The sequence below is a fragment of the Sphingomonas sp. 35-24ZXX genome, assembly GCF_000786215.1.
In the GTDB taxonomy this organism is placed as follows: domain Bacteria; phylum Pseudomonadota; class Alphaproteobacteria; order Sphingomonadales; family Sphingomonadaceae; genus Blastomonas.
Genome location: NZ_JROG01000001.1, coordinates 193,264 through 215,727, shown reverse-complemented (window position 1 = coordinate 215,727; position 22,464 = coordinate 193,264). Strand labels below are relative to the sequence as shown.

Below are 22,464 nucleotides of genomic sequence, written 5' to 3'. Positions count from 1 at the left end.
GAAAAAACGTAATAACACCGGATTGCGATGCGAATCATTCCGTCGTGCCCACGCCCCTGCCCTTCCCCGTGCCCGCGAGCGCAGAAATTGGCCTGAACGGCGACAATCCGGGGTCTCTCAAGCCATCGAGTCGGAGCCGCAGAAAGACGTTCGTGCCCTGCCGATTCGCGTGTCGCTGCCGAAGCAATGCATCTGGCCGCGCCGACAGATGCGGATATCTCGCGGACGACGCGCTGGAAAAAGCTACGGAATTTCGGCGATATTGTGCGCCGCAACATGGTTTCGGTTCACACTGAGCAGGTGCAAAAATATTACGCTTGACGCATTACGTAATATCCATACCGTATTGGGTATCGCCAGATACATGGCGAATTCAGAAAAACCACTGAGCTAGAGCGAGGTTTTGTGGATCGAAGGGCAGCTTGCACGGATGCTGATCCAGGTGATGCGGTTTACCGCGTCAACCGGGTTGGCGGCGCAACCGCCCCGATCCGCCTGCCAAGCCTGGCTCGCCAAAAAGACGTGCGGACCATCGCGGTACCGTGCGCTCAATACCGCCTGCGCGTTCAGGGGCGCGGGTCACGAACTGCAACACAATCACGCCGAAAAACGGCAAACAAGGCGCCGGCATAGTCAGAGCGTCAATGGGATGGGGTGTCATGTGTGAAAGGCTCACCTTGAAAGGGGGGTCGATCAATGACGAATACTATGTTCCGCACCGCGCTGATGAGCGCAACCATGCTCATGGGCGTGAGCGCACAGCCGTTGCTGGCGCAGGATGCCGCGCAGGAAGCTGCTGACGAGAGCGATGCCGACACCATCGTCGTGACGGCGACCCGCCGCGCACTTTCGCTGCAGGACGTGCCGATCAACATCTCGGCCATCGGTGCCGAAGAGCTTGAAGACCAGCGCCTGAACGACATCCGGGACCTCGGCGCATTCACGCCGGGGATCACCATCACCGATACCGGACCGCGTGGAGCGGGCACGATCGTCATGCGCGGCCTTTCCGCCGACGATTCCAGCACCTTTGCCGACAACGGCAACAATGCCATCGGCGTGTATCTGGGCGAAGTGCCACTGTATTTCGATTTCAAGCTGATCGACATGGCGCGCGTGGAAGTGCTGCTTGGCCCGCAAGGCACGCTCTACGGACTTGGCACTCTGGCAGGCGCCCTGCGCTATATCCCCGAGCGTCCAGACCCCACCAAGATCTCTGGCAGTGCCCACGCCCGCGTGTTCGGCATGGAGGAGAGCAAGGACGTCGGTTACGTCTTCGATGGCGTGATCAATCTTCCGATCATCAGCGACCGGTTGGCCTTCCGCAGCGCCACGGGCTATTATTACGATCCGGGCTTCATCGATTATCCCTTTACGGTGCAGACCATCGGCGTTTCGCGGCCGCAGCCTGGCCCCGCCTCCAATCCGCTGGGCACGCCTGCGCAGCAGGCTGCCAATCTGCGGCGTCAGAAAGACGTCAACTTCGGCAAGACCTTCACAACCCGCAATCAGCTGGGCCTGACGCTGGACACCATGAAGGCCTATCTGACCTATGCGTTCCAGGAGGTGAAGACCGACGGCCGCCAGGCCAATGGCGGCGGCGTTCTGGGCGAAGGCCGGTATGAAGGCCCATGGCGCGTGCTGGAGCCCGCAACCCGCCGGGCGCATCTGTTGAGCCTCGAAGTCGAAGTCGAACTCGGCGATTTCGCGCAGCTGGTGTCCTCGACCGGCTACACCCGGACAAGCAACAACAGCTCGGTCGATGTCACCGACCTGCTGCTCGATCTCGACTATGGCTATGAAGGTTTCCCGGCCTTCACCGGTTTCACGCGGTCCAACGCAAGGACCCGGCAGTTCAACCAGGAAATCCGGCTGCTCTCGACCCATGGCGGCCCGTTCAGCTGGGTGCTCGGCGCGTTCTACAACAAGTCCAAGACCAGCACGAGCTATCGCGAGTTCATTCCCGGCTTTGCCGCGTCACCCACCGGCCAGGCCTTTGGTGTGATCCCCAATGCCGATGACAACGAATATGCCTCCTTCGGGCGCAGCAACATCAAGGAACGCGCGATTTTCGGCGAAGCCACCTACCAGGTGACGCCCGAATGGCAGATCACCGGCGGCCTGCGCTATTACGGCTATGATCTGCAGCGCATCGGGGGCTCGGTGCTGCCCTATTTTGACGGCCCGATCGCCAGCGATGACGATATTCCGTCCAGCCAGGGCCAAGCAAGCGCGTCCGGCGTCGTCTACAAGGCCAACACCTCGTACAAGTTCAGCGACGATGCCCTGATCTATCTGACCTACAGCACGGGCTACAGGCTTGGCGGGGCGAATACCGGGGCCGCCCCCTGCGTCCTCCCGCTCAATCTCAACCAGCAGAACATCTGCGCGCTGCCCAACGAACTGTTCTACGGGCCCGATGAGACGGAGAATTTCGAGCTCGGCGTCCGCGCAACGGCGTTCGACAAGAAGCTCTCGGTCAATCTGTCGGTGTTCCAGGTCAACTGGGATGGCATCCAGCTGGCCAGCGCGACCGAGTTTGGCGGGATCGGCATTCTGACCAACGGCGGCGCCGCACGCAACCGCGGGTTCGATTTCTCGTTCCGGGCGCAGATCACGCCGGAGTTCTCGCTGCGCGGAAACTATTCGTACCTCGATGCGCAGCTGACCGCGGATGTCCCCAACCTGCTGCAGATCCGCAACAGCCAGGTGGCCAGCGTCCGACCCAAGTTTGTCCGCGTCGGCGTGTTTGATGGCGACAGATTGCCGGGATCGGCCAAGCACAGCGGATCGTTTGCGGCCGATTACGTGGTGCCGGTGGGCGACAATGGCGAAGTCAAGTTCAACTGGACCGCGACCTACACCGGCAACATCCTGAGCCGTGTCGGCAATCGCGGTTTTGGCGAGACCTTGCCCGACTATCTGACCCATCGGGCCGCCATCACCTATCAGGTTGCCGACAGCTATGAAATCTCGCTGTTCGCCAACAACATCACCAACGAATATGCCGTCACCGGGATCAGCAACGACCGCAGCCGCTTCGGCTTCGTCAACGGCGGGATCATTTCCCGCTATTACGGACGTTCGGTGCTCACCCCGCGGGTGATCGGCATCGAAGCGCGCTACAGTTTCTGAGCGCGCTGAGGTGGCAGGCCTGAAACCCTTGATCAGGCTTGTGCCAGCAACCTTGCTGGCGGGGTGCCTCATCGGCACCCCGCTGGTCGCGGCCCCCGCAGAGCCCCTGCCCCGTCTGTTTGCCGAACGCTGGATCGATGGCACCCAGGGCGCAGAGCCGTCCGCGCAAGTCCAGGCGCTTGACGCCGATACCTTTGTCATCCGCCAGTCGATCGCGACCAATTTCGAGGCGCCGTTTCTCTATCTGCTGTTCGGCCGCGACAGGGTGCTGCTGATCGACAGTGGCGCGGAGGGCGGCAAGATCAGACCGGTGGTCGACGGGATCATCGCCGACTGGCTGGCGGCCAACAAGCGTCAGACGATCCCGCTGATCGTAGCGCACAGCCACAGCCATGGCGATCATGTCGCGGGCGATGCCGCCTTCCGCGATCGCCCGGACACCGTTGTCGTCGGGTTGAAGGCCGCCGATGTCGCAAGCTTCTTCGGCATCGGCAACTGGCCCGAGCAGATCGCGACCTTCGATCTGGGCGGCCGCGCGCTCCGCATCCTGCCCACCCCGGGCCATCAGGCCGCAGCGATCATGGTCTATGATCCCCGGCTCAAGATCCTGCTGTCGGGGGACACGCTCTATCCGGGCCGACTGTATATCCCGGTCAATTTCCTCGATGACAACCGCGCGAGCATCGACCGGCTGGCCGCTTTTGCCAAACGCCACCCGATCCGCGCGGTGCTGGGGGCGCATATCGAAATGACCCGCACGCCGGGGCGCGATTACGGCCATGAGGCGCTGACTCATCCGGACGAGCATCCGCTCGAGCTGCCCGCGGGCACCATCGCCGAATTGCGCACCGGGCTGAAGGCCCGGCTCGACAATCCGGATCAACCACAGGTGCACAACCGCTTCATCATCACCCCGGTACCACCGCGTGCCGAATGACCCCATCAATCCAGTCTATGGGAACTATACCATAATGCCGTCTGGCGTGATGGCCACGATTTTACAACGGTAGGCACCATAGCGACCTCAACCTGACCCCATCACGCACCAGGCGTCCGGGGCAAAAATGCGAGTACAGGCCCATGAACGGAGTCCGCGTAGGCAATCGGGTGATCGGAGCTCAGTCTCCCGTGACCATCGGCTGGGAAAACATCCCCCGGGTCGAGGGCGGGCCGGTCAAGCAGTTCGTGTTCACCTATTTCCAGCCGGCTGTGCTCTTCGCGATGATCGCCTTCTGGTATTATGCCCCCAACTCGATTGCCAAGGCATCGACCGCGATCGGGATCGGCATTGCCTTTCGCGTGCTGCTGCTGGCGCTGGAATGGGTCAATCCGCGGTTCGAAAGCTGGCAGCTGACCTGGAAGGAATGCGTCACCGACCTGTTCTATGTCGGGCTGGGCTATACCATCCTCAACATGGTCGACAATTACATCGGCAGCGACGTGATCATCGAAAGCGCCATCACCACTTTCGACTGGGGCAAGCTCGCCTGGTTCACCGGGCTGCCGCTGCTGGTCCAGGCCTTCCTGATCCTGTTCATCTTCGATTTCGGCCAATACTGGATGCACCGCGGGATGCACAACTGGTACCCGCTGTGGCTCACCCATTCGGTGCATCACTACATCACCCAGCTCAACATCAACAAGGGCGCGGTCGGCAACCCGGTCGAGCTGTTCCTGATCGGTATCGGTATCGGTGGCTTCTTCGACTTCCTGCCGCGCGCGGCCCTGCTTGCAGGCGCGATCGGCATGTCGATCGGCGTTTATCAGCACATCAACGTCCGCTTCAACACGCCGCGCTGGTGGCGCTATCTGTTCAACACGACCGAGCACCACAGCCTGCACCATTCGCAGGATTTCGAAGCGACCCGCAGCAACTATGCCAGCAACTTCATCTTCATCGATCGCATGTTCGGCACCTGCGTTGATGGCGAGGCCGAATTGCTGGGCATGGAAGGCGGACGGCGCATGTCGATCCGCGAGCAGATGACCTATCCTTTCACCGAAGGCTGGAAGACGATGAAGGAACGGTTCGGCAAGGCCGATGGCGCAGGCGAACTGTTTGGCGAAACGCAGCCGGTGCGGGCGGAATGAGCGAGCGCAGCCAGGTGCTCGATGCGACCGGTCATGCAATGTCCGGTCAGGACCAGTCCGGCGATGGTGGGCCCAACATGCGGAAGATCGACTGGATCTGGACGGTCCGGGGCAGCCTTGCCTTGCCTGCCGGCCAGACCGCGGACGAGGCGTTTGACCGGCTGGAGCCGTTCTTCCAGACCCATGGCACCCGTTTCGACCGCGCCGACGACACGCTGACCTTCACCAAGAAGGACCAGCTGGCACAGGACCGGATGTCGATCTACGACCATGGCATCCTGCAGGTCGAGCGCGGCGAAGCCGGGGGGGTGCTGCGCTATCGGATGGTCAGCCGCGCGCTGCTGTTCTGCTTTCTTGCGCCGCTGCTGTTCGTCGCCTTCGGGCAGATGATCGTCGGCATCGGCGTGCTCGAGGGCCCGCCGACCGCGGCCGAGAAAAAGCTGCAGGAAGAAAAGAAGAAGGCGGAAGAAAAGAAGGTGCGCACGCTGCACCCGATCGACCAGTTTCTGGGTGCGCCCGCGCCCGAAAAGCCCAAGAAGGATGAGAAGTCGAAGGCCAAGAAGGACGAGGACAAGAAGAACAACAAGCAGTCGCCGACAGCGGCCTATGTCTTCGCCGTGCTCTTCGCAATCCTCTATGGCGTGGGCCGCGTGCTCGAGGATCGGCTGATCAAGATTCGCTTCCGCCGCAACCTGATGGGCTGACGGCTCGAGGCCGCGCGGGGCCAGACACGACTCAAATCGGAATTGCAGAAACGAGCCAGCGTGCCCGGGACCACCGGACACGCTGGATCTTCCTGCTGTATCGACAGGCTTAGTCGTCGATATTGCGGCGGAAGGTTTCGGGCAGGAACAGCAGCCCGATCACCACCGTCGCTGCCGCCACCACGACCGGATACCACAGGCCGTAATAGATGTTGCCAGTAGCTGCGACCATCGCGAACGCGGTGGTGGGCAGGAAGCCGCCGAACCAGCCATTGCCGATGTGATAGGGCAAGGACATCGAGGTATAGCGGATGCGGCTGGGGAAAAGCTCGACCAGCATCGCGGCGATCGGCCCGTAGACCATCGTCACCAGCATCGCCAGCGCCCACAGGATCGCCACCACGGCCACCTTGTTGATACGGGCATTGTCGGCCTTTTCCGGATAGCCGACCGCGACCAGCCCGGCCTTCAGCTCGTCCTGGAACGCCTTGATCGCCGCCTTCTTGGCGTCGCCCTCCAGACCATCGGGATCGGGCGCGGTGAACACGGTATCGCCGATGCTGACCTTGGCCACGGTTCCGGCTGCAGCTTCGACGTTGGTGTAGCTGACGCCGGCCTTGGCCAGATAGGTCTTGGCGATATCGCAGCTGGAGGTGTCGAAGGTGTTCTTGCCGATCGGGTCGAACTGGAACGAGCACTCGTCCTGGTGTGCGGCGATGCTGACCGGTGCCGCGATCTGCGCTTCAGCCAGAGCCGGGTTAGCGGCCTGGGTCAACGCGCCGAACAGCGGGAAATAGGTCAGCGCCGCCAGCGCGCAGCCGCCCAGGATGATCGGCTTGCGGCCGATCTTGTCCGACAGCCAGCCGAAGAACACGAAGAACGGGGTTGCCAGTGCCAGTGCGATCGCGATCAGGATGTTCGCCGTTGCACCATCGACCCGCAGCGTCTTTTCCAGGAAGAACAGCGCATAGAACTGCCCGGCATACCAGACCACCGCCTGCCCCATCACGGCGCCCAGCAGCGCGATGATCACCCAGCGCAGATTGCCCCATTTGGCAAACGCTTCGGTCAGCGGCGCCTTGGAGGTGGTGCCTTCGTCCTTCATCTTCTGGAAGACGGGGCTTTCGTTGAGCTGCAGACGGATCCACATCGAGACGCCCAGCAGCACGATCGAGATCAGGAACGGCAGGCGCCAGCCCCAGGCGGCGAAGGCTTCTTCGCCGAGCGCGAAGCGGAAGCCGATGACCACCAGCAAGGCCGCGAACAGGCCGAAGGTCGCGGTGGTCTGGATCCAGCTGGTGTAAAGGCCGCGTTTGCCCTCGGGCGCGTGTTCGGCGACATAGGTGGCAGCGCCGCCATATTCCCCGCCCAGCGCAAGTCCCTGTGCCAGGCGCAGCGCAACGAGGATGATCGGGGCAGCCACCCCGATCGAGGCATAGCTGGGGAGCAGGCCGACCGCGAAGGTCGAAATGCCCATGATCCCCATTGTGACCAGAAAGGTGTTCTTGCGTCCGACCAGATCGCCGATGCGACCGAAGACGAGCGCGCCGAACGGCCTTACCGCAAAGCCTGCGGCAAAGGCGGCGAGCGCGAAAATGAAGCCTGTTGTCTCGTTGACGCCCGAGAAGAACTGCGCCGAAATATAGGTGGCCAGCAGTCCGTAGAGGTAGAAATCATACCATTCGAACACCGTACCGAGCGAAGACGCGGCGATGACCAGCTTCTCCCCCTGCGTCGCCTGGTGATGCTTGGGCAAAGCATCCTCCGGAATTGTAGCCATCATCCCCACTCCTTGCCTGTATTGTTGGAACCAGTTGTTAGATCATGTTGTCAGAAGGTATATTTCGCAGCCATTTCAACGCGGTCCATCTGTCCCTTGAGCCCGCTTGCGACTTCCCGACCGGCGTGGCGAACCTCGATGCCGATGTCGAGATTTTTGACCGGAGACCAGAAGAGATTGGCGGCGAGGCTATAGGCAGACACATTCGCCAGCCCCGGCACGGCGATGCCGCGCGGATAGTCGGCATGCTGGTAACCCGCCGCGAAGGTCGAACGCAGATTGCCGGTCCAGCCGAGCCTGAGCGAGGCAAAGCCGGCGAAATTCTCGACATTCAGCAGCCGATTGCCCAGCACGCCCCGATCGTACAGCGCATCGGGCGCGTAGCCGAGGCCAAGATAGCGGCCGATGCCATCGCCATAGGTGGCGCTGAGGCGGATATCGTGGCGCTTGTCCGGCCCGAAGGCGAACCTGCCGCCCGCCGACAGGCCCCAGCCCAGCGCCTCATCGCCGCTGCCGCCATCGTGCACCGAAAGCTGGCGCACCAGTCCGGCCAGATGCAGATCGAGCCCGGGCGCCTTGTAGACCAGTTTGCCCACAAGGTCGGGAACGCGGTCCTGATCGTTGTCGGCGAGCGCGGCATTGGTGGTGTTCACCGTTTCGGTCTGCGGGTTCTCCAGCGCCAGATAGAGGTCCAGCCCCTGCCCCAAGGGCTGGCGATATTGCACCATCATCTGGCGCACGAACACCGTGCCCTCCAGCGGCCCTACGAAATCGGTGCTCTCGGGCAGCAGCGCGGGGTTCTGGAAGGTGGTCCATTCCTGACCGATCAGAAACCGGTCGTAGGTCAGAAAGGCCCGGCGCAGGGTCGGCGTATAGGCATTGGTCGCGCGCTGCGCTCCTGGCGGTGCGGTCGCCAATGCAAAGTCGAACTCGATATGGCTCTTCACCTCCTTGCCGCCAACGGGCGTGGAACTGGTGAAGAACAGCCGGGTCTGGCGCGCATTGGCCATGAAGTCGCGGGTGGCTGACCCGCCAACCGGGATCTGCTGGGGCAGATAGAATTCCTTGCCCAAGGATCCCCCGGCCAGCATGCCATCGTCAAAGCGGGTCGCGCTGGCGACAGCCTTGACGAACCCGCCCAGCCTGAAGGTCGTGCTGCCGACGCGGAAGCCTTCGGCCGGCGCCTGGGGCTCGGCTTCGAGCGCGGCAAGCCGCGAAACCGCCTCTTCGCTGCGGGTGGATGCCTGGGTGGCGGCGGCTGCGGTTTGCGCCTGCGCATCGCGCGCCGCGACAAGGTCTGCCCGCAGCGTCGTCATCTCGGCCTCCAGCCGTGCCAGCCGCTCTTCCAGCGCCTGCTCGCGCGGCGTTTGCGCCATCGCCAGGTGCGGCGCCATCAGTGCGCTCGCCCCTAGCAGCATCAGCCATGATCGGCCCTTCGCCCTTGGCATTGTACCTCTCCTGCAAACCAGCTCCGGATTGTTCCCGGTAGTGGACGCAGTGTTCGCTCAATGGTGGTGCGTCGCCAGACAGACCATGGTCGTAAGGCTACGACCTTTGTCTAAGGTCCGGCGCGCCGCCCGTCGCCGTATCATGCCCCCAGCCCTGCGCCTCAGACGCAGCCAGACGAGGAGAGTGACCATGGCCGAGACCATCTATCCCGTGCCCGCCGACTGGGCCGCCAACGCGCTGATCACCGCGCCGGTCTACGAAGAGCGCTACCGCCAGTCGATCGAGCAGCCCGATGCCTTCTGGCGCGAGGAAGCCCAGCGCATCGACTGGATCAGGCCGTTCACCCAGGTCAGCGAAGCCAGCTTCGACGAGGCCGATTTCGGTATCCGCTGGTTTGCCGATGGCACGCTCAACCTCGCCGCGAACTGCCTCGACCGCCATCTGGCCGAACGCGGCGAACAAATCGCGATCCTGTGGGAGCCCGACAGCCCGGACGAGCCCAGCCGTTCCATCACCTATCGCGACCTGCACGAAATGGTCTGCCGGTTTGCCAACCTGCTGAAAGCCCAAGGGGTGAAGCGCGGCGAACGGGTCACGCTCTATCTGCCGATGGTGCCCGAGGCTGCGGTCGCGATGCTCGCCTGCGCCCGCATCGGCGCAATCCATTCGGTGGTGTTTGCAGGCTTCTCGCCCGAGGCTCTGGCGGGCCGCATCCAGGATTGCGACAGCCGCATCGTCGTCACCGCCGACGAAGGCCTGCGCGCAGGCAAGCGTGTTCCGCTCAAGGCCAATGTCGATGCGGCGCTCGGCCATCATTGCGAGGCAGTGGATACCGTCATCGTGCTCAAGCGCACCGGCGCGGACGTGCCGATGGTCGAAGGTCGCGACATCGACTGGGCCAGCGGCGTTGCTGCGCAATCGGCAGACTGCCCGGCAGAGGAAATGGGCGCGGAAGACCCGCTGTTCATCCTGTACACGTCCGGGTCCACCGGCAAGCCCAAGGGCGTGCTGCACAGCACCGGCGGCTATGCCGTCTGGGCGGCGATGACCTTCCAATATGTCTTCGATTACCGCCCCGGCCAGATCTACTGGTGCGCCGCCGATGTCGGCTGGGTCACCGGGCACAGCTATGTCGTCTATGCCCCGCTGATGATGGGCGCGACGACGGTGATGTTCGAGGGCGTTCCGACCTGGCCCGATGCCTCGCGCTTCTGGCAGGTGGTCGACAAGTTCGGCGTCGAGATCTTCTACGGCGCTCCCACCGCGCTGCGCGCGCTGATGCGTGAGGGCGACGACTGGGTGACGCGCACCAGCCGCAAGTCCCTGCGCCTGCTGGGATCGGTGGGCGAACCGATCAATCCGGAGGCTTGGGAATGGTATCACCGTGTCGTCGGCGAAGGCCGCTGCCCGATCGTCGACACTTGGTGGCAGACCGAAACCGGAGCCTGCATGATGACGCCACTGCCGGGTGCGCATGCGCTCAAACCCGGCTCCGCCGCCAAGCCGATGTTCGGCGTCAAGCCGCTGCTGCTGACACCCGAGGGCGAGGTGATAGAGGGTGCGGGCGAAGGCTGTCTGGTGATCGACCGCAGCTGGCCCGGCCAGATGCGCACCGTCTGGGGCGACCACGAGCGCTTCTTCCAGACCTATTTCACCACCTTCAAGGGCCTGTATTTCACCGGCGATGGCTGCAAGCGCGATGCGGACGGCTATTACTGGATCACGGGCCGCATCGACGACGTCATCAACGTCTCGGGCCACCGCATGGGCACAGCCGAAATCGAAAGCGCGATGGTCGCGCATCCCAAGGTGGCCGAAGCTGCGGTGGTCGGCATGCCGCACGCGGTCAAGGGCCAGGGCATCTATGCCTTCGTCACCACCAATGTCGAGGTCGAGCCCGACGAGGCGCTGCGCCGCGATCTGGTGCAATGGGTCCGCCATGAGATCGGCCCGATTGCGACGCCCGACATCATCCAGTTCACCCCCGCGCTGCCCAAGACCCGCTCGGGCAAGATCATGCGCCGCATCCTGCGCAAGATCGGCGAGAACGACCTGTCGAACCTGGGCGATACATCGACGCTTGCCGATCCTTCGGTTGTCGATCATCTTGTGCGCGAGAGACCGCAACTGGCAGACGCGACATAGAAACGATCCTGATCGCGGATGACCACCCGCTGTTCCGCCAGGCCTTGATCCTGGCGGTCAGCCGGGTCGCTCCGCAGGCGCAGATTCTGGAATGCGGCACATTGGCCGCCGCCGCTGCCGCCGCCAGTACGGCGCAAGGCCTGCGGCTGATCCTGCTCGACCTCAAGATGCCCGGCGCGATGGGCTATTCGGGCATCGCGCTGCTCCACGCCGAACGGCCCGAAGTGCCGATCCTGGTGGTGTCCAGTGCCGAAGGCGCGGGGGTTGCGGATGAGGCGCGGCAGTTGGGTGCGGTGGGCTTCATCCCCAAGGACAGCGATCTCGACTCGATCGAGACCGCGATCGCGCGCGCGCTGGGCGGACGAGCGCCCGCCGCTTCCGCGCCGCGCGATCCGGAACCCCTGCCCCAGGACGTGGCGGGCCTCACCCCCACCCAGCTCAAGGTGCTGATCGAGGTGATCGACGGCAAGCTCAACAAGCAGATCGCGCATGACCTCGGCATGAGCGAGGCGACGGTGAAAGCGCACATGACCACGATCATGCGCAAGCTGGGCGTGCAGAACCGCACCCAGGCAGCATTGGTCGCCCGCTCGCTGGGGCTCGATCTCAGGCACTAGGACGGTTTGGCGGCCACCTCCCCGACGCTTGCCAGAAAACCGCCGATCGCCTCTGCACCAGCCGGCTTGGCGATGATCGCCACGCCCATGGGTGCTGCGCGCCGCGAGAGCTCGGGCGATCCCTGCGCGGTGACCAAGGCTGCAGGCAGGGCGGGATGACATTCGCGCAACGCCGCGATCAGCGCCAGGCCGTCGGTCGCCGTGCCCAGATGGAAGTCGACCAGCGTCGCATCGAACGGGCCTTTTGCGGCCAGCGCAGTCGCCGGATCGCCAACGCCCGTCGCGGCATGGCCCAGAGCCTTGAGCAGACCCACCGTGCCCTCAACGATCAACGGATCGTTGTCGATCACCAGCACGTTCAAAGCGCGCGCTGGCGTCGTCTGCGCCAATGGCATGACCGGCATCCTGGCCGCGATCTGCGGCGGCGCGGCGGGCAGCAGCAGGCTGAACCGGCTGCCCCTGCCTGGAACCGAGCGGACCTCGATCTCCCCGCCCAGCAACCGCGCGATGCGCTCGCACAAGGCCAGCCCCAGACCCAGCCCTTCCGCCTCGACCTGTCCCAGCCGGGTGAACTCGGCAAAGATCGTGTCGATCTGCTCGGCCGCGATGCCCACGCCGGTGTCGATGATATCGATGCGGATGCGCGCCCCCCGCCGGCGCGTACCGATCAGCACCACGCCTTCGGGCGTGTAGCGCAGCGCGTTGGACAGGAAATTCTGCACGATCGAGCGGAGCAGGCCCGGGTCGGTATGGACATGGCCGGCAAGCGGCCCGATGCGCAGCCCCAGCCCCTTGTCTTCTGCCATCGGCACGAAGCTTTCGGCAAGGTCGGTGAGAAAAGGCTTGAGCGCCACCGGCTCCGGGCTGGGCTCCACCCCGCCCGCATCGAGCCGGCTGATGTCGAGCAGGGCGCGGATCAACCCGTCGGCAGCGCCGATCGCGCTGTCGATCCGCCCCGCCAGCATCTGCGTTCCCGGCTCGGCATCGCGGGCCAGCGCGGCGGTGAACAGGCGCGCGGCGTGGAGCGGCTGCAGCAGGTCATGGCTGGCGGCGGCCAGAAAGCGGGTCTTGTCGCGCGTCGCCTCGGCCAACTGACGATTGGCGGTGCTGAGTTCCCGGGTGCGATCGGCGACGCGCTGCTCCAGCTCGGCCAGTGTCCGTTCCAGCTCGTCGCGCACCTGCGCCTCGCCGGTGATGTCGGTGAAGCTGGTGACATAGCCGCCGCCCGGCATCGGACCGCCCACGGTCTTGATCACGCGACCGTCCTTGCGCTGCCGCTCGAAGCTGTGCGGCTGGCCGCGGCGCATATGGCCAAGGCGCTTGTCGACGTGATGCTCGATATCCTCAGACCCGAAATCGCCCAGCCGGGCATTGTAGCGGATCAGCTCAGCCACCGGCGTGCCGACGCGGACAAGGTCGGGCGGGTAGCCGAAAATGCCGAGATACTGACTGTTCCAGGCGATGAGGTTCATTTCGGCATCGACCACGCTGATCCCGGCATCGACATTCTCGAACGTGGCAGCCAGCAGTTCGCGCGAGAAGCGCAGCGACTGGCCCCGCTCGCCCAGCAGCCGCGTGACATCGGCCAGGCTCATCTGGCTGCCCGCCAGTGCGGAGGCGACCAGCGCGCGGGCCGACGATGCGCCCACCACGCGCGCAATCAGGTCGCGCGCGCGCTGTGCTGCCTCGCGCGTCACCGGCACGCCCGCGGCAGCGCCGGGAAACTCCGCCCGCGCCCGTTCGGTCCCGACAAAGCTGGCGGTGAGCCGGGCCAGATCGTCCAGATCGCTGATCTTCTGCTGCCCGCGCAGCTGCAGCAGCAAGGGTCGGGGCTGGACCTTGCGCGCAGCGACAAGGCCGTATGCCAGCAGATTGGCCCCCAGGCTCCACGCGACACCATGCACCAGCGGCGAGGCATTGCCGATGCCGAACAGCCGCAGCGGATCGGCCAGCGATCCAGCCAACGCCGCAGCCCATGGCGCGGGCAGGATCGGCGGGAGCGCCAGCGTGTACAGCCACAAGGCGAAACCGATCGACAGGCTGACGCGCCCCGCCATCGCATCGCGTCCGCCGCGCTGGGTCGCGAGGATCAGGTGCGGGGTAAACTGCGCCATGGCGGCAAAGGCGATCAGCCCGATCGAGGCCAGCGTGTTGTCCGCCGGGATCAGCAGTGCCCAGGCCAGCGATGCGGCGACGATCCCCAGGATCGACGCGCGCCGCAGCCGCAGCATCCGACGACCGAACGCGCCTTCGGCGGCATCCGAGCGATGGCTGCGCAGCAGGGCGGGAAAGATGAGGTCGTTGGACACCATTGTGGCCAGCGCCGTCGAATCGACGATCACCATCGATGCCGCCGCGCTGATTCCGCCGATCAGCGCAAGTGCCAGCACAAAGCCGCTGCCCGCCAGCGCCGGGATCTGCAGCACATACAGGTCTGCGCCCGCGCCGCCCTGGGCGAGGCTCGCCCCGGCGAGCGCGATCGGCAGCGCCATGATCGCCATCACCGCCAAATAGGCGGCAAGGCCAAAGCGCGCCCGGCCCAGCGCGCCTGCATCCTGCGCCTCGACCAGCCCCATGTAGAACTGCCGGGGGAGTGCGATGATCGCCATCAGCGAGATCAGGAAGATCACCGCAAACTCGGATGACAGCCGCTCCGGCTGGAAATTGTCAGCCAGCAGTTGCAGCCCGACATCCACCGTGCGCGCATCGGCGCGCAGCAGCAGCGTCACTGCCACCGCCGCGACCGCCGTCAGCGCGACGATCTTGATCACCGACTCCAGGCCGATCGCGTAGAGCAGCCCCTCGCTGCGCCCGGCGAGTTCATAGCGGCGTGCGCCGAACAGGATCGCGAACAGCGCGAGCAGACCTGCCGCGCCGATCATCGCGGCATCGGCAATCGGGCGGCCCGATGCGAGCGAGATCGCGCCGCCGATCGAGCGGAACTGCAGCGCGACATAGGGGATCGTGCCAACCAGCGCGATCAGCGTCACCAGCCGCGCGACGCCGCCGTCATGGCCAAAGCGCGCGGCGATAAAGTCCGATACCGTGGTCGCCTGCTCTTCGGCCACGGCCTGCGCCAGCCGCTTGAGAAACCGTGGCGCGCCCAGCAACAGGCAGATCGGCGCCAGATAGATCGGCAGATAATACCAGCCGTCGCGCACGATGCTGCCGACTGCGCCATAGAAGGTCCAGCTCGAGCAATAGACGCCCAGCGCCAGCGTATACGCGCCCTGGCGCAGCCAGGGTCGGCGCACCGCAATCCCCTGGCGACCTTCCACGACCGCAGCCACCGCAAACAGCAGCAGGATTACCGCAAGCCCGATCAATGCTGCCGATGGCAGGCTCATCTGTCGCGCCACCCTCCCCCATGCGCCGCACCGGCGCCGTAGCTTGCCGCCACGCTACGCCAGCAGACGGCCTGTCAGCAAGCCTGCCCGGCACGGGACACCGGCCCTGGCGCCGCGCCGGTGTCGATCAGAGTTCCAGCGAGGCGCCCAGGGTAGGCACCAGCGCCAGCCAGTCGCGCGGCGGCAGGCCGCTGTGCGATCCTGCGATGGCCGCGATCGGCCCGCCATGCGTGACAACCATCGTCCGCCCATCGGGCAGGCGCTGGAACGCATCCCGCGCGCGCATCGCGAGTTCGCTTGTGGTTTCGCCGCCGCCGGGGCGAAAGCCGTCGGGATCATCGATCATCCCATCCATCGCATCGCCGGTTTCGCGGTAGATCGCCGCCCAGCTGCGCCCCTCCCAGTTGCCGAAATCGCGTTCCTGCCAGGCGGGATCGGCATGGGCGGCGACGCCCGCGATCGCTGCCACGGCCTCTGCAAGGATCGCCGCGCGGCGCAGACCCGAATGCACCACGCATTCGGGCCGCCATTCGGCGAGCGAGCCCGCAAGCTCGCGCGCATGGGCTGCCCCGGCGAGGCTCAATCCCATGTCGCTTCGGCCATAGCAGCGCCCCTTCCACGCGCGCGCAACCGCGGTGTGCCGGACCAGCAGGATCTGGCGGGTCATGGCCAGGCAACTGTCGCCGCGAGCAACAGGATCAGCTGCCCGGCATAAGCGGCAAAGCCCAGACAGTCGCCGGTGCTGCCACCAATCCTGCGGATCAGCAGCGCACGAAACCATAGGACGAAGACGCCTGCGGCCAGCGCCGCGGCCAGCAGGGCAAGGGGTTCAAGCAAGGCAAAACCGAGCAGCCCCGGTAGCGCGATCACCAGCGCCAGCACGATCACGTGCAGCCCGACACCCGAGCCGATATCCTTGGCAAGTCCTTCTCCCTGCGGCGCGGGGGCGACAGATGCCATCAGCAGCACGACCAGCAGCCGCCCGAAGCAGGCCGAGGCGATGAGGGTCAAAAACGCCAGCAGCGGCGTCATGGTCTCGATCACCGCCAGCATCAGCGCTGCGCGCAAGCCGAGTGCGAGGATCAGGCCCAAGCTGCCGTAGCTGCCGATGCGGCTGTCTTTCATGATCCGCCGCACGTCGTCCGCCGTCCAGCCGCCGCCAAAGGCGTCGCAGAAATCGGCGACGGCATCCTCGTGAAACGCCCCGGTCAGCCGGGCTTCGACCGTCAGGGCTATCAGCACCGCGACCAGCGCGGGCCACAGCGCATCGGCGGCCAGCGCGATGGCGGCCGTGATCGCCCCGATCGCAGCGCCCACCAGCGGGAACCATCCCACTGCCTGCACCAGCCCCGCCGAGACCTGCGCAGGGGACAGCCGCGCCGTCCCGGGAACCGGGATCCGCGTAAGGAATTGAACGGCCAGCACCGGCGGGGCCCAGGCGGGGCATCTTACGTCCATCGTCACGCCTCGATATCCGCGAGCCGCGCGACATCGCACAGCAGCGCCGCCGCGCTGTCGAGCAGGGGCAGCGCCACCAGTGCGCCGCTGCCTTCGCCCAGCCGCATCTGCCATTCGAGCACCGGGGTGAGGTCGAGCTGCGCCAGCGCCGCGCGATGGCCGGGTTCGGCAGACAGATGGCCTGCGATCATCGCCTTGCGCGTGCCCGGACACAGCCGCTCGGCGATCAGGGCCGCCGCGGTGGTGACATAGCCATCGAGCAGGACGGGCACGCCCTGCCCTGCGGCCTCGGCGTAGAAGCCCGCCATGGCGGCAATCTCGAACCCCGCGATCGCGGCCAGCGCCGCCTTGTCGGAGCGGCCTTCCAGCCCGGCGACCGCCTGGGCCACGATATCGCGCTTGGCCGCCCGCATCGCCGCATCCGCCCCTGCGCCACTGCCGGTCGCGGTATCGGCATCGATGCCCGCGAGCGCATGGGTCAGGCAGGCGGCGGCCGTGGTGTTGCCGATGCCCATTTCGCCCGCGAGCAGCAGGCGATGGCCGGCATCCACGGCCGCCCGGGCTTCCGCTGCACCCAGCGCCCAGGCCGCATCGAACTGGTCGGTCGACATGGCGGGACCCAGGCTCAGATCGGCAGTGCCGCGAGCAATGGGCTGCGCGTTGAAATGGGCGGGCCATGGGCGGCGCGGTGGCTGGACCATGCCGGTATCGACGACGCGCACATCAACGCCATGCGCCGAAGCCAGCACGGTACTGGTCGCCTGGCCCTTGAGGATCGTCTCGACCATCGCGGTGGTCACCGCCGACGGCCAGGCGCTTACCCCCTGCGCCACCACGCCATGATCGCCGGCGAACAGCACCAGACGGCGCGGCCGTGTTGCCGGCATCAGCGACTGGCACGCCATCGCCAGATTCACCGCCAGCGCTTCCAACTGCCCCAGGCTGCCCACCGGCTTGGCGAGCGCATCGAGCTTCGCTTGAACGTCATCACGATTGATCATCAGCGCACCAGCCGGGTCGTTGCAGGGTCAAGCCGCTCCTGCCAGCCATGCCGGACAAGCTCGGGGGTTTCGGTCTCGCGCGCGGGATAGCCCAGGCACAGCAAGGCCACGAAGCGCCAGCGTTGGGGCACGTCGAGCAGCGTGTTCAGCTCTGCAGGATCGATGATCGAGACCCAGCCAAGGCCAATCCCCTGCGCGCGCGCGGCGAGCCACAGGGTATGAACTGCGGTCACCACCGACCAGCACAGGGTCTCGGGCATTGTCGCGCGGCCGAGGCCGTGCCCGGCGCCGTCCTGTTCGTCGCAGAACACCGCGACAATCTCTGGCGCCTCGCGCAGGCCGTGCAGCTTCAATCCTTCATACAGCGCCTTGCGTTCGCCCGCATAGCGCTTGCCGGCGTCCGCCTTTTGCGCATCGACCTGGTCCGCAAGCGCGCTGCGGCGTTCGGGCGACAGGATGCGCACGAACCGCCACGGCTGGGCATTGCCCACCGAAGGGCCGCGGCACGCGATCTCGAGCAGCCGGTCGAGGACCCCCTCCGGCAGGGGCCGGGTCTGGAAATGCCGGACATCGCGGCGCCAGGCCAGCAGCAGCTCCAGCGTCTCGCGAAAGGCCGCATCGAACACCGGCCCGGTCATGTTCCGTGCCCCGCGATCGCCAGCAGCCGGTCGATATCGACATGCGCTTCGAGACCCGCCGCCAGCGCATCGAGCGCTTGATCGACGCGGTATTCCTGCGCAACGCCATCGCTCTGCGCGCCCAGCCGCGAAAGCCAGGCACCGCGCTGCGCGGGATGATCGAACATCCGGTGGATATAGCATCCCGCGATCTGGCCGTCGGCGCTCACCACGCCGTCCAGCGTGCCATCGGCCAGCCGCAGCAAGGGCTGTACCGGGGCCAGCGCACGAGTTTCGCCGACATGGATTTCATAACCCGCAAAGGGTTGATCGTCACAGATGCTGCTGCCGGTGACGTCGACCACACGCTTGTCGTCGGTCAGCCGTGTTGTGACGGGGAGATAGCCCAGCCCCGGCACCGTTTCGGGTGGCCCCTCGACGCCATCGGGGTCCTCGATCATCTGCCCCAGCATCTGATAGCCGCCACAGATGCCCAGCAGCGCGCCTCCGCGCCGAACGTGCGCGGCGATGTCGATATCCCAACCCTGTGCGCGCAAAAAGCGAAGGTCCGCGATCGTCGCCTTGGTTCCGGGCAGGACGATCAGCGCCGCATCTCCGGGGAGCGGCTGGCCCGGCGGCACCATCACCAGCCGCACGCCCGGTTCGTGCGCCAGGGGATCGAAATCGTCGAAATTGGCGATCCGCGACAGCATCGGCACCGCGATGGTGACCGTGCCCCCGGTCCCTCCGGCGCTATCAAGCATCACCGCATCCTCGGCGGGCAGCTGCCGGGCCGCCGCCAGCCAGGGGATGACGCCGAGCCCCGGCCAGCCCGTGCGATGCGCGATCTCGGCATAGCCATCATCGAACAGCCGCACATCACCGCGAAATTTGTTGATCAGGAAGCCCTGGATCATCGCGGCGTCCTCGGCATCGATCACCGCCTTGGTGCCAACGATCGAGGCGATCACCCCGCCCCGGTCGATATCGCCGATCAGCACCACCGGAACGCCGGCGGCGCGCGCAAAGCCCATGTTGGCGATGTCGCCCGCACGCAGGTTGATTTCCGCCGGGCTGCCTGCACCTTCGACAATGACGATATCGGCCTCAGCCTTGAGCCGCTCCCATGATTGCAGCACCGCCGCCAACAGTTCGCCCTTGCGATGCTGGTAATCCGCCGCACCCAGCGTGCCGACCACCTTGCCGTGCACCACCACCTGCGCACCGATGTCCGACTGTGGCTTGATCAGCACCGGGTTCATGTCGATGGTCGGCGCGGCCCGGCAGGCGAGCGCCTGCAGCGCCTGCGCGCGGCCAATCTCGCCGCCCTGCGCCACGGCGGCGTTGTTCGACATGTTCTGCGGCTTGAACGGCAGCACCTTCAGCCCGCGATTGGCCAGCAATCGGCACAGCCCAGCGACCAGCACCGACTTGCCGACATCCGACCCCGTTCCCTGCAACATCACAGCAGCCATGCCAGACCTCCTACGCCAATCCAGAGCAACAGGCACGCGCGGCGATACACCCAGAGCGCGCGTTTCAGGTCCGAAGCATCGGGGGCCGGGCCATCGCCCAACCAGGCGCGGGGCGCCGGTTCGCCCTCATAGCTGACTGGACCGCCCAGCCTTCGCCCGAGCACGCCCGCCATCGCCGCTTCGGGCCAGCCGCCGTTGGGCGAGGCGTGGTGGCGGGCATCGCGCAGCATGATGCGCCATCCGCCGGGCCCGGCGAGGCACAGCAGCGCGCCAGACATCCGGGCGGGTATCCAGTTCACCAGATCGTCGGTGCGCGCCGCTGCCCAGCCGAAATGCAGATAGCGCGCATCGCGGTGACCGATCATCGAATCCGCCGTGTTCACCGCCTTGCAGATCAGCAGGCCCGGCAGGCCCGCGATCAGGAACCAGAACGCCGGCGCGACGACGCCATCGCAGAAGCTCTCTGCAAGGCTCTCGGTCGCGGCGACCGCGATGCCGTTCTCGCCAAGCGCCTTGGTGTCGCGCCCCACGATCATCGCCACCGCGGTTCGTGCCGCAACAAGATCGCCGCGCAGCAACGGGCGAGCGACCGCGCGGACATGATCGTCGAGGCTGCGCTGGGCCAGGCCCGTCGTTGCCAGCAGGATGACGAGCGCCACCGCAAAACTGTCGCCAGCCATCTGCTCGCAGGCCCAGCCGACTGCGCCGACAGTCCCTGCTACCAGCGCCAACAGGACAAGACCCATGGCGCGGCGGCGATGCGCACTGCCCGCATTCGAACGCCGCTCGAGCGCAGCAATAAGGGCGCCAATCCACATCACCGGATGGCCGATTGCTGCCAGCAGCGGCGCGGGATAGCCGATCGCCGCCTCGCCGATCAGCGCCAGCAGCAGCTGTTCGGGCCGCGCGATCATTCGCCGCGCGCCATCGGACTGGTGACGATGAACGGTACCCCGCCCGGCGTCGTTCCGAATTGCGAGGCGACACCATAGGTCTCGGCGATCCGCTCCGGCGTCAGCACCTCGGCGGGGGCACCCTGCGCCACGGTGAGGCCATCGCGCAGCAGCAGGATCTCATCGGCCACCTGGATCGCGTGGTTGAGATCGTGCAGCACCACGATCACCCCTGCGCCGTCGCGCGCAACATCGCGCAGGCACGCCAAGGTATCGAGCTGGTGCGCGGGATCGAGATTGGCGAGCGGTTCATCGGCCAGCAGCCATTGCGGCTCGCCCGCCAGCACGCGCGCCAGCAGCACCCGCGCCCGTTCGCCGCCCGACAGCGCGGTCATCGCCCGCGCGGCGAACCGGGTGACGTCGGTCGCCGCCATGGCGCGGGCGACGATCGAACGATCCGCCTCGGTCTCGCCCCAGCGCGCGCGGTGCGGATAGCGGCCCAGCCCCACCAGCGTTGCGACATCGACATCCCAATGCACATCCCCGCCTTGTGGCAGCAGGCCGATCCGCCTGGCAAGGTCGCGCCGGCCAAGCGCAGCGCGCGGCTGGCCGCTAACGAGCACCTGCCCCGCATCGGGCTCGATCAAGCCGGCCAGGCACGCGAGCAGCGTCGACTTGCCCGCGCCGTTCGGGCCCAGCACCGCGGTCACCCGACCGGGCGGGAAAACCGCGCTGACAGCATCCAGCACCCGGCGTCCGCCACGGTCGAGCGTCAGGCCATCGACGGCAAGCGAACTCATGCCAGCCTCCGGCGCATGCGCAGCAACAGGATCAGGAAGAACGGTCCGCCCAGCATCGACATCGCAATCCCCAGGCGCAATTCGCTCACTGTCGGGATCGCGCGCACCAGGCTGTCGGCGAGCAGCAGCAGCAGCGCGCCCGCCAGCGCAGAGGGCAGCAGCACCGCCGAGGGCCGGTTGCCCACGAACGGTCGCACCAGATGCGGCACGATCAACCCGACAAAGCCGATGATCCCTGCGGTCGCCACCGAGGCGCCGACGCACAGCGCAACCCCGATGACGATCAGCAGCTGCAGCCGCCGGGGATCGACCCCCATCGAGCGGGCTGCAGACTCGCCCAGGGTCAGCGCATCGAGCGTGCGCCCGGTACATGCCAGCAATAGGCACCCCAAAGCCAGCAGCGGCAGTGCCAGCTGCACATCGTCCCAGCTGCGATCGGTCAGCGCCCCCATCAGCCAGGTGACGATCTGCGAGGTCGCAAAGGGCGTGGGCGCCAGGCTGATCGCCAAGGCTGTCATCGATCCCGCGACACTCGAGAGGATGACGCCGGCGAGCGTGAACACGATGATGCTGCCAGAGCGCCCGACCAGCAACGCAAGCAGTCCCATGGTGGTCGCAGCGCCGGTGAGCGCAAACATCGGCAGCAGCCAGGGCGCGGCGGCGTAACCGAAATAGAGCGAGATCACCGCACCCAAGGCCGCGCCCGACGACACGCCAAACAGGCCTGGGTCGGCGAGCGGGTTGCGCAGATAGCCCTGCATTGCCGCGCCTGACAGCCCCAGGCCCGCGCCAACCAAGGCTGCCAGGATTGTGCGCGGCAGGCGCAGTTCGGCGATGATCGGCCAGCGCGGATCGGCGTTCATCCAGGCATCGAGTGGTATCCACACCTTGCCCGCGATCAGCGACAGCAGCATGGCTGCAGCAATGGCCGTGAGCAGCGCGATGTTGATGC

17 protein-coding genes are annotated in these 22,464 nt (G+C 66.1%); 6 read left to right on the top strand and 11 right to left on the bottom strand.

All coding sequences use genetic code 11. The features are described from left to right. Positions 1-696: 696 nt before the first annotated feature. The 4 genes from LI72_RS00935 (at position 697) to LI72_RS00920 (ending at position 5,930) form a co-directional block, all read left to right on the top strand. The gene (locus LI72_RS00935) at positions 697-3,135 is read left to right on the top strand and encodes a TonB-dependent receptor (RefSeq protein ID WP_033924003.1); all 2,439 of its coding nucleotides are present in this window, start codon (positions 697-699) and stop codon (positions 3,133-3,135) included. A gap of 40 nt (positions 3,136-3,175) precedes the next feature. Next, positions 3,176-4,072, top strand: a complete 897-nt coding sequence (locus LI72_RS00930; RefSeq protein ID WP_231562322.1) for an MBL fold metallo-hydrolase — start codon at positions 3,176-3,178, stop codon at positions 4,070-4,072. A gap of 143 nt (positions 4,073-4,215) precedes the next feature. Further along, positions 4,216-5,226, top strand: a complete 1,011-nt coding sequence (locus LI72_RS00925; protein ID WP_033924001.1) for a sterol desaturase family protein — start codon at positions 4,216-4,218, stop codon at positions 5,224-5,226. Continuing rightward, complete coding sequence (locus tag LI72_RS00920; RefSeq protein WP_081984501.1) at positions 5,223-5,930, top strand: hypothetical protein; 708 nt, start codon at positions 5,223-5,225, stop codon at positions 5,928-5,930. Before LI72_RS00925 ends, LI72_RS00920 begins: the two co-directional genes overlap by 4 nt. A 109-nt stretch (positions 5,931-6,039) precedes the next feature. On the opposite strand, the gene LI72_RS00915 is transcribed toward LI72_RS00920, so the two are convergent. Together LI72_RS00915 and LI72_RS00910 are read right to left on the bottom strand one after the other, a co-directional pair. Continuing rightward, positions 6,040-7,710, bottom strand: coding sequence for an MFS transporter (locus tag LI72_RS00915; RefSeq protein ID WP_033924298.1), 1,671 nt, complete (start codon positions 7,708-7,710; stop codon positions 6,040-6,042). A gap of 50 nt (positions 7,711-7,760) precedes the next feature. Further along, complete coding sequence (locus tag LI72_RS00910; RefSeq protein WP_231562321.1) at positions 7,761-9,158, bottom strand: DcaP family trimeric outer membrane transporter; 1,398 nt, start codon at positions 9,156-9,158, stop codon at positions 7,761-7,763. A gap of 190 nt (positions 9,159-9,348) precedes the next feature. On the opposite strand from LI72_RS00910, the gene acs reads away from it, so the two are divergent. Next, positions 9,349-11,304, top strand: a complete 1,956-nt coding sequence (acs, locus tag LI72_RS00905) for an acetate--CoA ligase (RefSeq protein ID WP_033923999.1) — start codon at positions 9,349-9,351, stop codon at positions 11,302-11,304. Next, positions 11,301-11,921 carry a LuxR C-terminal-related transcriptional regulator gene (locus tag LI72_RS00900; protein ID WP_033923998.1) on the top strand — a complete coding sequence of 207 codons (621 nt, stop codon included), beginning with the start codon at positions 11,301-11,303 and terminating at the stop codon, positions 11,919-11,921. Before acs ends, LI72_RS00900 begins: the two co-directional genes overlap by 4 nt. On the opposite strand, the gene LI72_RS00895 is transcribed toward LI72_RS00900, so the two are convergent. The 9 genes from LI72_RS00895 to LI72_RS00855 form a co-directional block, all read right to left on the bottom strand. Then, entirely contained in the window at positions 11,918-15,268 is a 3,351-nt protein-coding gene (locus LI72_RS00895) for a hybrid sensor histidine kinase/response regulator (RefSeq protein ID WP_033923997.1), read from the bottom strand. The two genes, LI72_RS00900 and LI72_RS00895, sit on opposite strands and share 4 nt — an antisense overlap. 127 nt (positions 15,269-15,395) lie before the next feature. Then, on the bottom strand, positions 15,396-15,935 hold the full coding sequence (locus LI72_RS00890) for a histidine phosphatase family protein (protein ID WP_033923996.1): 540 nt from the start codon (positions 15,933-15,935) through the stop codon (positions 15,396-15,398). Beyond that, positions 15,932-16,726, bottom strand: a complete 795-nt coding sequence (locus LI72_RS00885; protein WP_052129375.1) for an adenosylcobinamide-GDP ribazoletransferase — start codon at positions 16,724-16,726, stop codon at positions 15,932-15,934. The genes LI72_RS00890 and LI72_RS00885 overlap by 4 nt, the downstream gene beginning before the upstream one ends. Before the next feature lie 2 nt (positions 16,727-16,728). Beyond that, the gene (cobT, locus tag LI72_RS00880) at positions 16,729-17,727 is read right to left on the bottom strand and encodes a nicotinate-nucleotide--dimethylbenzimidazole phosphoribosyltransferase (RefSeq protein ID WP_033923994.1); all 999 of its coding nucleotides are present in this window, start codon (positions 17,725-17,727) and stop codon (positions 16,729-16,731) included. Then, complete coding sequence (gene bluB, locus LI72_RS00875; protein ID WP_033923993.1) at positions 17,727-18,365, bottom strand: 5,6-dimethylbenzimidazole synthase; 639 nt, start codon at positions 18,363-18,365, stop codon at positions 17,727-17,729. Before bluB ends, cobT begins: the two co-directional genes overlap by 1 nt. Then, positions 18,362-19,819 (bottom strand): cobyric acid synthase, encoded by a 1,458-nt coding sequence (locus LI72_RS00870; RefSeq protein ID WP_033923992.1) that lies wholly within the window; start codon positions 19,817-19,819, stop codon positions 18,362-18,364. Before LI72_RS00870 ends, bluB begins: the two co-directional genes overlap by 4 nt. Next, on the bottom strand, positions 19,807-20,733 hold the full coding sequence (cbiB, locus tag LI72_RS00865; RefSeq protein WP_033923991.1) for an adenosylcobinamide-phosphate synthase CbiB: 927 nt from the start codon (positions 20,731-20,733) through the stop codon (positions 19,807-19,809). Before cbiB ends, LI72_RS00870 begins: the two co-directional genes overlap by 13 nt. Then, positions 20,730-21,512 carry an ABC transporter ATP-binding protein gene (locus tag LI72_RS00860; RefSeq protein WP_033923990.1) on the bottom strand — a complete coding sequence of 261 codons (783 nt, stop codon included), beginning with the start codon at positions 21,510-21,512 and terminating at the stop codon, positions 20,730-20,732. The genes cbiB and LI72_RS00860 overlap by 4 nt, the downstream gene beginning before the upstream one ends. Further along, positions 21,509-22,426 (bottom strand): iron ABC transporter permease, encoded by a 918-nt coding sequence (locus LI72_RS00855; protein WP_052129433.1) that lies wholly within the window; start codon positions 22,424-22,426, stop codon positions 21,509-21,511. The genes LI72_RS00860 and LI72_RS00855 overlap by 4 nt, the downstream gene beginning before the upstream one ends. Positions 22,427-22,464 lie beyond the last annotated feature (38 nt).

Coding starts and splice junctions, on each gene's coding strand:
- LI72_RS00915 (WP_033924298.1), bottom strand. CDS start 7,710: ATGGCTACAATTCCGGAGGATGCTTTGCCCAAGCATCACCAGGCGACG.
- cobT (WP_033923994.1), bottom strand. CDS start 17,727: ATGATCAATCGTGATGACGTTCAAGCGAAGCTCGATGCGCTCGCCAAG.
- LI72_RS00855 (WP_052129433.1), bottom strand. CDS start 22,426: ATGCTGCTGTCGCTGATCGCGGGCAAGGTGTGGATACCACTCGATGCC.
- cbiB (WP_033923991.1), bottom strand. CDS start 20,733: ATGATCGCGCGGCCCGAACAGCTGCTGCTGGCGCTGATCGGCGAGGCG.
- LI72_RS00890 (WP_033923996.1), bottom strand. CDS start 15,935: ATGACCCGCCAGATCCTGCTGGTCCGGCACACCGCGGTTGCGCGCGCG.
- acs (WP_033923999.1), top strand. CDS start 9,349: ATGGCCGAGACCATCTATCCCGTGCCCGCCGACTGGGCCGCCAACGCG.
- LI72_RS00925 (WP_033924001.1), top strand. CDS start 4,216: ATGAACGGAGTCCGCGTAGGCAATCGGGTGATCGGAGCTCAGTCTCCC.
- LI72_RS00935 (WP_033924003.1), top strand. CDS start 697: ATGACGAATACTATGTTCCGCACCGCGCTGATGAGCGCAACCATGCTC.
- bluB (WP_033923993.1), bottom strand. CDS start 18,365: ATGACCGGGCCGGTGTTCGATGCGGCCTTTCGCGAGACGCTGGAGCTG.
- LI72_RS00920 (WP_081984501.1), top strand. CDS start 5,223: ATGAGCGAGCGCAGCCAGGTGCTCGATGCGACCGGTCATGCAATGTCC.
- LI72_RS00910 (WP_231562321.1), bottom strand. CDS start 9,158: ATGCCAAGGGCGAAGGGCCGATCATGGCTGATGCTGCTAGGGGCGAGC.
- LI72_RS00895 (WP_033923997.1), bottom strand. CDS start 15,268: ATGAGCCTGCCATCGGCAGCATTGATCGGGCTTGCGGTAATCCTGCTG.
- LI72_RS00860 (WP_033923990.1), bottom strand. CDS start 21,512: ATGAGTTCGCTTGCCGTCGATGGCCTGACGCTCGACCGTGGCGGACGC.
- LI72_RS00885 (WP_052129375.1), bottom strand. CDS start 16,726: ATGGACGTAAGATGCCCCGCCTGGGCCCCGCCGGTGCTGGCCGTTCAA.
- LI72_RS00870 (WP_033923992.1), bottom strand. CDS start 19,819: ATGGCTGCTGTGATGTTGCAGGGAACGGGGTCGGATGTCGGCAAGTCG.